The organism is Mycobacterium kyorinense (assembly GCF_002101735.1).
GTDB classification, from domain to species: domain Bacteria; phylum Actinomycetota; class Actinomycetes; order Mycobacteriales; family Mycobacteriaceae; genus Mycobacterium; species Mycobacterium kyorinense.
Genome location: NZ_LQPE01000148.1, coordinates 1 through 10,332 on the forward strand (window position 1 = coordinate 1; position 10,332 = coordinate 10,332).

Consider the following 10,332-nt stretch of genomic DNA (forward strand, 5'->3'; position numbering starts at 1 on the left):
TGACACCGACGAGATGCTCGGCATTCCAAATCCACGTGGGTACCTGTCTTACACATCCCAATCGACGTTACAGATAATCCGATCGCCCCAATGCCCTTGTAGCGCAACGGATAGCGCACCGGTTTCCGGGACCGGCGGTTGCAGGTTCGAGTCCTGCCAAGGGCGCTCACATTCCAAAGCCCCTGTAGCTCAACGGATAGAGCGCCAGTCTACGAAGCTGTGGGTGGGAGTTCGACTCTCTCCGGGGGCGCCAAAACGATGCCCCGCTTTCCCAACTGGCAGAGGCGCTGGGAGTGACCAGCTTTTCGGATCGATACCTGGAATGAACCACCGATATCAATGTCGCGGCGACAGAAAACAGGCAGTCAGCACGACTGCTCGCATTCGACACTCTGTAGTGTCCGGAATCCAGGAATTCGTTGAAGCCGCGAAACATTCGGAGGATACCCATGTCACGCATCGCGTCAGCGGCCGGTTCCGTGCCGTTGTCCAGTCGTAGCAGCTGGGGTCGGCGATGTGATTCAGTGATGACCGTGATCAGAAGAGATGATTACCCCGCGTCGAGAGCACAAATCCATGCTGCTCACCGGTTCTGGCGTTCTTGCCGGTGATGCACGCCGTCATCTGCGCATCCACCACGCATGTGAGATCGTAGCGAGAGAGTCGGCTACCGACAGGCAACACCCTGTAGTCTTCTGGCCCGAACCTCTTCTTGACTTCGGCCTCCTTCACCGAATCCCACACCGAGTAATCATCGAACGTCGACAGATCCTTACTGGCGACCTGCGCCGACGCCGCCTCCGACATGGACACGGCGTTGTCCGATGTCCCTGGCAAGCTGCCCCAACATTGTCCGAAATCCGCCGGATACTGCTTCGCCGCCGTGTACATCCGGCACCGATACCCCGCTGGTGCAGCGAACTGGTAACCGTGCGTATACCCCAGGAAATCCAGGGACACGGAATATGGCTCGACATCCACTGCGGCATAGGAGTTCACGTCAGGAAAGCCAGAGTCGGCATGCGCCGCCGGAACCGTGCTTGCGATGAGCACCATGGCCGCTACGGCAAACCTCCACACCCACCACACAAAGACCACATTAGTTGAGCAATGATCCGGTCCCCGTGGCCCAATCGGTAGAGGCGGCCAGCTTAAATCTGGCACATGTGCGGGTTCGAATCCTGTCGGGGACACTGTCGGTGGACACAGCGGCGATCGCGGATCAAGCGACCGCCCCGGAATTTCGGCGCCACCGCCGAGGCCGGCATACCGGTGTCGCTACCAACGGCCGGTGACCGGATTAGCCCGCGTAGCTCAATGGACAGAGCGCCGGTCTTCTAAACCGATGTGGTGTGGGTTCGAGTCCCGCCGTGGGCACCGCCGTGGGCGCTGATGTGCTGAGCCAGGTTGTCGCTGACGCCGTCGTCGGCGATCGCTCGTCCCTCATCGTCGGCTGGAGTCCTAGCGGTTCGACCGATCTCCTTGAACCAGACGAGCGCCATTCGACGCCCGGAGGTGTGTGCCCCGTGCCCACCCTCGTCGTCGCGAATCTGCACGTGGTGGTGTGCTGTGTGCCGTGCCCTGTCACCTGTGCGCGATGCTGGGCTGCGCCGTGAGATGGGAGTTGAACCCGTTGCACTGCCCTTCGTGCACCAGTAGAGCCGGCTTGGCCCGCCGGCGGGGCTTGTGCACGCCTTCGCGATAACTACCTGCGCCACCTCGGTTCGTCAGTCCAGCAGGTCGACCTCCCAGTTGGAGCGCTGGATCCGCACATCGAGCTCACGCAGCTCTCGGGCCAGATCATCGGCGCGTGCCCGCAATTCGGCAACAGGCAAGGCGGACAACATTTTTCAGCTCAGAGCGCAGTTGGCGCGCATAGCCGGGCTGGCTTGCTCCTGCGGCCGCGTCTGCCGCAGAAGTCACCACCGAGTGACGCGCCCGCAATGCGTCTCTGCGAGCCAGCGCGTCGGTCAACGTGCCCTCCGCCCCGATGGACGTGGCGGCGTTGGTGCGGTTGATCCGCCGCATCAGGGTCTCATACTCGTCGAGCACCTCGTCGGCTTCGGCGAGCAGAGCCGCGGCATCCTCGGCAGGCTCCTCGCCCTCTTGAAACCGAGCATTGCTGACAATGCGACCGCGCAACCGCTCAATCCGGCGCACCGCATCCGCGCGCAACGATAGAGCTTCCGCCAGCTTCACAACCCTCACCCCCTGTTTCGATACTCGACCGGGCAGACCCTGCGCGCACACCTCGCGGGCTTGGCGGAACGAAACTGCGGGCAGACCCCCGGCGGCCTACTATAGCGGCTCTGATCAGGCCCGCAACGCATTAAATTGCCACCATCAGATGCGGCAGCAGCCTAACCGCGCGCGGGCTACGGATTGGGCCACGCAACGAAAGCGCATGCCGCGGCGATCGCGGCGACATGATCGCCGGCTGGCACGGATGACACGACCCTTCGCCTGTGTGGTGAACTGTCACGTCGCCGTGGGCTCACCACCCAGATGGATGTTCGCGCGCCGGGAGCACGGATTGGTATGTGCAGCACGCTTATAACGTGACGGTCGCGGGTTCGATCCCCGCTCGGCGCACCAAGGTGATCGATGCGGTCGGCCCCGCGCCGACTGCCGTGGCTACACATTGCTCCCACCGGTCCGAGTCCAAGGGTGGAGACGAACCAGGTTGCGGAGGAATGCGGCGGTGTTCGATGAAGCTGGCCTAGCGGTGGGACGCTTTGCGCTAGATGCGAACTCGCACACACTCGTTCGTCATATCGTTGCGGGTCGCGTTCGGTCGTGCGGTAGGCCGGGAGCGGCAGGACTGGATGTGTGGTTATTTGAAGTAGAACCAGCCTCCATGGGCCTTGACTCGATGTGAGCTGTCTGCGTACACGGCGATTTGTTCCGGCGTTGGCCAGTCAGCTTCGGCGAATCGTCGGACTATCTCGGTGCGCAGCTCCACCAACCACTGATAGTCGATTGGACAGGAGTCAGGCTGCTGTGCGGGCCCGGGTTGAACTGCGAGCCACTCGGGGAGCTGGTCATCATCCTTGCCGGACAACAGGATCCACACCACAAGGTGGCGCGGATCGATATCAACAGCGCCGTAGTGGAACACTGCGTCTACGCGAACACCCTCATGTTGTGAGCCGACGAGGAATTCTCGCGCCTCGCCGACAACGCGTCTCGCTATCTGCGGAAGGCTTTGCTTCCCCCTGGCGCACACGGAGTCACGCTATGTGGCGATCGCCGGCTCGTAGGAGCGAATGTGAGCGCCGCGAGTTCGGGCCGTATTCCTTGCTATGCGTCGCTGGTGGTTGTGGCGGCGGCAGCGTCTGTGGGGTGGGTGACGATTGCGGCCTGATCCAGCGACGCCGTGACTCGAGGGAAGTTCTTGCTTGAGAAGGTCTGGGCGATGGTGAGGGCTTCTTGCTCGCTGACGCCGCGAAAACCGGCGACGAGTGTTCCGATGACCACCGGCAGGTTTGGATCGGTGGCGCTGGCATCGTAGGTCAATCCGACCACCGATTCGTGGCCGTCTTTAATGACGAAGTCGGCTTTGCCGTCGAAGAATCCCTTGAGTTCGTTGCCCAGCGCTGCGAGGGCCTCATCGACCACGGTGCCCGCGATGTCCTGGAATGGCATGAGTTCGGCAGTGAAGAACACTGGGATCGCCATGGTCTGTCCCCTCCGCAATAACAGTCGATCCGTACGGTCAAGTTTGAGACTAACAGCGGGGGTGGCTTCGAAATTGGCCGCGACACACGCGCGCGCAGACAAGCAGAAAGCCCCCGGCCGCTTCACGCGATGTGCCGGGGGCTTTCGCCTCCTTGCAAGTCAGGGCTGCATTACAGGCCCATGAGGCCGGCCCAGTGCTGGTCCACACCCACCTGGTCGTCGGCGGCCTGCCGGACAGCGGTGTGGGCGCTTTGAAGGATCTCGGCGGCGTGGGCGCGGATCTGGTCGGCATGGGCGCCGAACTCGATACCGCGGTTGGTTGCCTGACCGGACGACACCTCGTCGAGGATCCGGTATTGCTGGGTCATTCCGTGGGCCAAGTCCTGGCCCTGCATGTTGAGCGACTGCATCGTAGCCAGGGCGCTTTCGATATGCGGAATGTTGTAGAGAACGGTGTCAGCCATGATGTGTTCCTTCTTTCAGGAAGTGTGTCGGATGGGCTTACAGCGACTGGATGCTGAAGATTCGGGACTGGCGTTCGTGCTCAGCCTCATCGGTGCGGTCGGCGAACCCGGACACGGCGAGGAATTTCTCCTTGGCGGTCTCCGAGTGCTGATGAACCTGCTGGCGCAACTCAGCGGCCTTGGCGGACAACGCCGGTCCGGCCATTCCCTGCATGCCCGACATCGCCAGATCGTCGGCGAGGTTGGCCACCTGGTTGTAGACGTTGCTGAAGTCGTCAGCCTGCGAATGACCGGTGGACGCGATATTGCGCATGTCACCAGTCGTCAACTTGATGATCACGTTGAGGACCCCTTCCATTTGGAAATGCGTGTGGGCCTCGAGCCATCCCGACACCCCCTGCGCGTGAGTCTAGGACCCATACACCCCCTCCGCAAAGGGAAACCTCATTTCGGCGCGGCGTGTCGAGAAGTGTTTTAAAGCAATGTTTATCGGGGTTTTCGGCGCGCGCGGCACTTATCGGCCAGCTACCTGCCTTAAGGTAAAGTTGATGAATCAGTGTGCGAGCTGGAGGGGGGCGTCGAGGTCGTGCATCCAACATTGCAGGAAGTCTTAGCAGGTATCGAGGACATCGAAGCGGTCGCCGACCAACGGCGTCGTGCCCTCGATCAAGCCGTCGGCATGTATCTCAACGACGTCGTCGCGCCAGAAGTTGGAGTCCTGGTGTGGCGAGGCAAGGTCGCCGAGATCCAGATTGTCGATCGGTTCTGCAAACGCGACACCGCCGATATTGAGGCGATCCTTAATGCTGTCATTATCAACGCTTTTGAAGCGTGGCTCAGTGATTATCAGCGCCTGCTTGGCGCGGGCGAAAGGACCGCTTAATGACGGGGCAGCCTGACCGGGTCGCGGCCGATATCGCGGCTATTCGGGAAACCTTGGCAGGCATCGGAATTGACGACCAATCCCAGGGAGCTGCCGCTGATGCGATGCGCGCCGCGCTAGCGCAGCGAGGTGTGTACTTGGATTCGATCGCCGATGCCGCGCGCGCCGTCGCGCGTGCGGCTGCGCAGCGGCAGGCTTTGGTGGCTGAGCGGGACGCGGCGACGCCCTCGGATGCCGAGATCCGCGCCGCGCAGGAAGCAGTGATCGAGGCAGCGTCGCAGGCCGCGGCGGCGGCCGGCACCCCGGAACAGGCGCAGAGGTCCCAGGACGAACAGAACGCGATTGACCGTTTGGCGGATCTGCTGAATCAGAAACGGGAGGCGCAGAAGAAGTTTGAGAGCGGGGAGAAGGCGTCGGCGCAGTCGTTAGATGATGCGACGAAGGACCTGCCGAGTGCTCCCGGCTCGGCGGGCGCGTTTCCAGGGGCGTCTGCGTGGGGTCCGTTGATGAGCGTGTTGTCGTCGTTAGGGCACGCCGGGGCGCCTCGGGTGGCGATGCCCGCCGGGGCGGGTGTGCCCGAGGGCGGCGGTGGTGATCCGGTCGCATTTTCTCCGGAGAGCGAGGATCCAGTCGCTGCGCTGCTGGACAGTCTCGGCGACGACGATTCGAGGGAGATCCCAAAGTCGGGTCCGCAGTTGGATGCTGGAGCTGGCCAGACTCATACCTCGGCGGCTGAGGGGGGCGGCCAGCAGATGCCGACCTTGTCGGGGGTGACGACTGCCGCCGACGTGTCAGGCAAAGGGAGCCCAGCGTTTACGGTTGACCCTTCGCCGGGGGGCGCGGCGGGCTCGGCGGGCGCGCCCGGTGCCGGCGGTGTGCCGATGTCGCCGATGATGGGGCCGATGTCCGGTGGTGCGGGCGGCGTTGCGCAGGGCAAACGACGTGACAAAACTTCTATCATCAATAGGGACCCTGATCTCACAGGTGCGGACATCGCGTCCGAGATTGCGACATCGGGGGTCATAGGTCGCGGCGAAAGCCGGCGGCGGTAAACGGGGGGAAGAGTTAGATGACCGAACATGGTGGTCTGAATCCATGGGCCGGTGGTGGCTCTGGCGGACACAATGGGGGCGGGTCGGTGACGGCGCCGAGTTTTGCGGCGGATCCCGGTGTTGCTGGCGGACATACAGCTTTGTTGGATGACGTCTACCGGGCAGGGATGGACCCGGTCGCCGCGTTCGGCGGCGCGTTCGGCCTGAACCGGGTTGTGGGCCACGACAGGGTCAACCAGTTTCTGAACTCGGTTGCCGGTAACCCGCCGGCGGCCACCACGGCACCGCCCGAGCCGCCGGCGCCTGCTCCGCCGGGCGGGCCCGGGCCGCGGCCAGGTGAGTCGCCGCAAACCACCCCGCAAACCTCGCTGGACGGCTCGGCGGGCAGCCCCATGGACGGACCCACCGCGCAGGTCCCCAAGCCCGCACCTTCGGGTGGGCCCAAACCGTCACCCGATATTGCGCCCGAACCCCCCAAGGCACCTGGCCCCGCGCCAGGGGAGCCGACGGTCCCCAAAGGACCTGTCGGCGCCGCCGGTGACATCGCCGACGACGCCGGCCACGTTGCGGTGAAGGCCGCACAGCGGACCCTGCGCGAGGCGATCGTGGACCGCGGCATCAAGAAAGGGCTCGCCGAAGCGAGCGCTCTGGCTGCCCGCCGCGGCGCCCTGATGGGCGCCAAGCTGGGCGCCCAGACCGCGCTGCGGCTCGGAACGATGTCGCTTCCCGGTCTGGGATTGGCGATCACTGCGGCGTTCTGGGTGTTCGACACCGACGAACGGCGTGCGGTCAACAACCTGATTTCGGAGCTGTTCGGTCCCGGTGGGGCCCCGGACTTGAATGCCCGCCCGGAGCCGCCGCGCACCTACTTTCTGCCGTTGACTCACGACGGTAACCGTGACGGCACCATCGTGCGCATGGATCAGGGCATGGTGCGCACCAACAATGCCGCGTTCGAGTTCCACCCCGATGACGTGTGGCCTACAGTGTCGCCCGCGATCGAGACGACGACCAACTTTTCGGCTGTCGCTGCGAAAGTCAATGCGCTCGCAGGCAAAGTGGATGGCCTGATTCAGTCGATCCAGGCGGCCTACAAGACGCCGACCGAGGAACCCTATGTGGCGGCGACGTGGGCCAAGGCCAAGCCGAGCGTGACCGCGTTGGAGGAGCTGCGTGACACCGTGCTGCCTGCGATGGGTCGCCAACTGATGGGTGGTGCCACCAACTTCAACGACGCCTACCAAGCGTTCCGGCAGGTAAACCTTACGAATCGGCAAGAGATCAACAACTCGACGTCGGGTCTGATCCCGTTCATGGCCAACCACGTGAACGAGGCCAACATGAGCGATTCGACGGCGAACCTTAAGAACGCTGTCGAGGAGATGAATCGCACCGCTCAAGCGTTGGCGGGCGCAGCGGATTCCTTCACGATCGCCGACTACCACGGATCCGGCACCCCCGCGCAGTCGACCACCGACACCGGCGCGACCAAACCCCAGCCGGAGCCAGCCCCGGCCGCGCCGCCGCCAGCCGCCCCGCCGGCCGCGCCGCCGGCATCGAACAATCCGGACCAGCAGGCCAAAGATTTGGCGTCGTTGCTGCGCAGTGGTCTGCCCACGATGCCGGGTATGGGCATGCCGACCATGCCGTCCATGCCGACAATGCCCGGCCTGGGGAACATCCCCGGCCTGGCCAACGCCGCCCATCCGGGCCAGAATCCGCTGGCGCACCCGGGAGTCACCGACGCCGATCTGAAAAAGGCGCTCGACGACAGGCTCAAAGAAAAGCCCGCCTCCGAGCATGCGCCGACAAAGCCCGGCGACGGCCCCGCAACCGGGGTCGCCGCCGATCCCGGCGCCGCGATGACGCCGGCCGGCCACAAGACCCCCGGGCCCGCCCACCCGCCAGGGCCCGGTGCGCCGGGCACGCCCGGTGGCCCCCCAGGGGCAGCCAACACCACCGAAATCGGTGGGCGGAAGTGGACTTTCGACAACCCGAAGCTGGCCGCGTTGGCGCACAACTTGGCGGGCACCGACGGCTCGAGCCACAAGAGCATCCGCCAGGCCGCCTCGGAGGCAGGTTTCCGGTTGCCGCCGCCTGGACAGGACATCGGCACACCGGTGGGATCCAGTGACCTTAAACCGGGCAACGTGATCATGGGCGCCAACAACCAGAACGCGGTCTACCTCGGCGAGCAAGGCGGCAAGGACTGGGCCATCACCGAGCAAGGCGAAGTCAAGCCGCTCGACGAGGTCACGACCGGCGGGGGCCCTCACGAAGGCTTGTTCCGGCTCGTCGACGACGGCGCTGCAACGCCTGGCGCCGAAGCGCAAACCATCCAGCAGACCTCGGCGCAGGCCCCGCCGCCGGCCGCACCGGTGACGACTCAGGACACCCACACCGGCGTAATCCCGCAACAGGGCCCGCCGCCCGGGCGGCCCGGCCTGGACCCCGGCGCGGTACCGCCCGGGAACTGAACACCGCTCACCGCCGGCTCGAGACAACAACGGTCGGGTTCGCGCATCAGGAGGTAGTCGATGACACAGGCCGGGCCGTCGCCGCAGATCGGATACCGCGAAGACGAAGCCTTGGGCGTCTACACCAACACCCAAGGGGGACTTCGTGATCAGCGACAAGCGCTACCCGACCACGACCCCTCCGGCATCGGCGACCCAGCGATCTCCTCGGCTCTGCGGGACCACAACGACAAAACCAAAAGCAGCATCGACACGACCGACGACACGCTAGGGAAAGGCAAACGCGCGGTCTCCGATCTCGCCGATACCGACCGCGCCAGCGCCGCGCGCGCCCGCCAGATCGACCCCGGCGGCCTCGCGGCGCTGCGTGATGCGTTGAACCGGCCCGTGGGCCCCGCGTCACCGCTGGCCGCCCCCACGGCCGAGCAGGCTCCCGCGCCCGCGATGACCGCGCCGGCGCCCGCACCGGCGATGCCGCCCGCTCCGCAACTTGCCCCCGACATGGTCAACATCGCACCGGATGCGTTGGCTAAACTGCTCGCCGGTGCCGACCTCTCCGGCGCCGACCCAGCCGGGCGCAGCGGTGATTTCGGACCCGCCGGCGGCCATCAGCCGTTGTCGATCAGCGGCATCGACTTCCGCCAGACAGGCCTGAATGCGCCGCTGACGAAATCACAACTGGTCGCAGTGATCGATAAAGCGTTGGACAACAACGGAATTAGCCGCGACCCACAAGTACGCGCGCATTGGCGCGACATCATGTACAACCAAGGCATGAGGGAATCCAGCGGTGTTCCCGACGCGGTCAACCACGAAGACTCGAACGCGGTAGGCCCCATCCAGGCAGACGGTGCGAGGTTGAACTGCAGCCGCGGCCTCTGGCAGACCACCGCAGAGACATTCGCGCGCTACCACGTCGGTGGAACCTCGAACAACATCTACGACCCGGTGGCCAACGCTTCGGCGTCGGTGGCTTACCAGATGGCCGGGCACGGCATAGGAGCAGACGGCAATGGTTTGGCGCACTACCACGCCCAACGCGCAGCTGCAGGATACGGCGCCTACTGACGGCTCAGCACGCCTACGAATGGCCCCAGCAAATCAGCACAAAGACGAGGAGCACGCCGTGACTGCCGCAAGCGACGACGAGCTCGACCAGATGGAGCGGATGATCCTGGAAGCGGCGGCCGACACCTCGCGCAACGAGCAGGAGCCGTGCCGGGACCAATGTCGGTACTGCGGAGACGAGATCGTTCTGCTGCCCGACTACGACGCCGACGCGCCATGGCGCTGGACCCATGCTGAAACCAAGGACTACCGCTGCATGACCTTTGCTGCACCGCAGTAGATGTCCGCAATAGGAACGAGGACAACGATGCGAATCACTGAGCGCCGCGAGTACCGCCGACGCGGGGCGTGGATGAACTGTCGGCCTCAGGCCCACGAGCCTGGCCGGTCGTCGCGTCTGTTGCGCGAGGAGCTTCCCTGGCTAGGCTCGCGGTTGCCGTCGTTGTGGACGAACTCGTATTTCGTGGCAACGGTGGGGGTGCGCCGTTGTCGGTGATCAAGCGGTATGTCGAGACGCCGAAGGACCGCTGAATCATGCTGGCGGGTCGCCGTTTTCGAGTCGAGTTCAGCGACGAACAAGCTGAGTTCGCCGAACAGATCGGTGCGGCGTGCCGCGCGGTGTGGAACGCCGGCCTAAGAGATGACCCGTAATCGTGGCCGGCGGTTCGACGGTGATTCGAACGCTGCGCCTGTCGGGTCATACTGGTCGC

At 64.6% G+C, this 10,332-nt stretch carries 11 protein-coding genes, 5 tRNA genes and 2 pseudogenes; 12 read left to right on the forward strand and 6 right to left on the reverse strand.

From position 1 onward, the window contains the following. The first annotated feature begins 92 nt into the window (after window positions 1-92). Window positions 93-165 (forward strand) — tRNA-Arg (locus AWC14_RS20420). 13 nt (window positions 166-178) lie between these two features. Further along, window positions 179-253: transfer RNA gene (locus tag AWC14_RS20425), tRNA-Arg, on the forward strand. A 284-nt stretch (window positions 254-537) separates the two neighbouring features. On the opposite strand, the gene AWC14_RS20430 is transcribed toward AWC14_RS20425, so the two are convergent. Further along, window positions 538-1,056: a hypothetical protein gene (locus AWC14_RS20430; protein WP_139800156.1), complete on the reverse strand. Its 519-nt coding sequence runs from the start codon at window positions 1,054-1,056 to the stop codon at window positions 538-540. 62 nt (window positions 1,057-1,118) lie between these two features. Between AWC14_RS20430 and AWC14_RS20435 the strand changes: the two genes are divergently transcribed. Both AWC14_RS20435 and AWC14_RS20440 read left to right on the forward strand, forming a co-directional pair. After that, window positions 1,119-1,193, forward strand: a tRNA-Leu gene (locus AWC14_RS20435). A gap of 110 nt (window positions 1,194-1,303) precedes the next feature. After that, window positions 1,304-1,377 (forward strand) — tRNA-Arg (locus tag AWC14_RS20440). 350 nt (window positions 1,378-1,727) lie between these two features. Here AWC14_RS20440 and AWC14_RS20445 read toward each other — a convergent pair. Continuing rightward, window positions 1,728-2,199 (reverse strand): annotated as a pseudogene (locus tag AWC14_RS20445) (DIP1984 family protein). Between the two features lie 318 nt (window positions 2,200-2,517). Here AWC14_RS20445 and AWC14_RS20450 point away from each other — a divergent pair. Next, window positions 2,518-2,595, forward strand: a tRNA-Ile gene (locus AWC14_RS20450). Window positions 2,596-2,833: 238 nt separating this feature from the next. On the opposite strand, the gene AWC14_RS20455 is transcribed toward AWC14_RS20450, so the two are convergent. The 4 genes from AWC14_RS20455 to AWC14_RS20470 all read right to left on the reverse strand — a co-directional run bounded on the left by AWC14_RS20455 (window position 2,834) and on the right by AWC14_RS20470 (window position 4,482). Continuing rightward, window positions 2,834-3,118 carry a hypothetical protein gene (locus AWC14_RS20455; RefSeq protein ID WP_085241420.1) on the reverse strand — a complete coding sequence of 95 codons (285 nt, stop codon included), beginning with the start codon at window positions 3,116-3,118 and terminating at the stop codon, window positions 2,834-2,836. A gap of 182 nt (window positions 3,119-3,300) precedes the next feature. Beyond that, window positions 3,301-3,678, reverse strand: coding sequence for a hypothetical protein (locus AWC14_RS20460; RefSeq protein WP_084024781.1), 378 nt, complete (start codon window positions 3,676-3,678; stop codon window positions 3,301-3,303). Between the two features lie 170 nt (window positions 3,679-3,848). Further along, window positions 3,849-4,142 carry a hypothetical protein gene (locus AWC14_RS20465; protein WP_083071629.1) on the reverse strand — a complete coding sequence of 98 codons (294 nt, stop codon included), beginning with the start codon at window positions 4,140-4,142 and terminating at the stop codon, window positions 3,849-3,851. Between the two features lie 37 nt (window positions 4,143-4,179). After that, on the reverse strand, window positions 4,180-4,482 hold the full coding sequence (locus tag AWC14_RS20470) for a hypothetical protein (protein WP_139800155.1): 303 nt from the start codon (window positions 4,480-4,482) through the stop codon (window positions 4,180-4,182). A gap of 216 nt (window positions 4,483-4,698) precedes the next feature. Here AWC14_RS20470 and AWC14_RS20475 point away from each other — a divergent pair, with 216 nt between their 5' ends. The 7 genes and pseudogenes from AWC14_RS20475 (at window position 4,699) to AWC14_RS20505 (ending at window position 10,273) form a co-directional block, all read left to right on the forward strand. Continuing rightward, entirely contained in the window at window positions 4,699-5,025 is a 327-nt protein-coding gene (locus AWC14_RS20475) for a hypothetical protein (protein ID WP_083071627.1), read from the forward strand. A gap of 131 nt (window positions 5,026-5,156) precedes the next feature. After that, window positions 5,157-6,077: a hypothetical protein gene (locus AWC14_RS20480; protein ID WP_249026339.1), complete on the forward strand. Its 921-nt coding sequence runs from the start codon at window positions 5,157-5,159 to the stop codon at window positions 6,075-6,077. Between the two features lie 143 nt (window positions 6,078-6,220). Beyond that, a complete protein-coding gene (locus AWC14_RS20485; RefSeq protein WP_142281779.1) occupies window positions 6,221-8,554 on the forward strand; it encodes a hypothetical protein in 2,334 nt (777 codons plus the stop codon). A 60-nt stretch (window positions 8,555-8,614) separates the two neighbouring features. Further along, a complete protein-coding gene (locus tag AWC14_RS20490; protein ID WP_084264319.1) occupies window positions 8,615-9,622 on the forward strand; it encodes a transglycosylase SLT domain-containing protein in 1,008 nt (335 codons plus the stop codon). Between the two features lie 58 nt (window positions 9,623-9,680). Then, window positions 9,681-9,902, forward strand: a complete 222-nt coding sequence (locus tag AWC14_RS20495) for a hypothetical protein (protein ID WP_083071623.1) — start codon at window positions 9,681-9,683, stop codon at window positions 9,900-9,902. A gap of 102 nt (window positions 9,903-10,004) precedes the next feature. Further along, window positions 10,005-10,153, forward strand: a pseudogene (locus AWC14_RS20500) (IS200/IS605 family transposase); the annotation flags it as partial. A gap of 3 nt (window positions 10,154-10,156) precedes the next feature. Further along, on the forward strand, window positions 10,157-10,273 hold the full coding sequence (locus AWC14_RS20505; RefSeq protein ID WP_084046958.1) for a helix-turn-helix domain-containing protein: 117 nt from the start codon (window positions 10,157-10,159) through the stop codon (window positions 10,271-10,273). The last annotated feature ends 59 nt before the right edge of the window (window positions 10,274-10,332 follow it).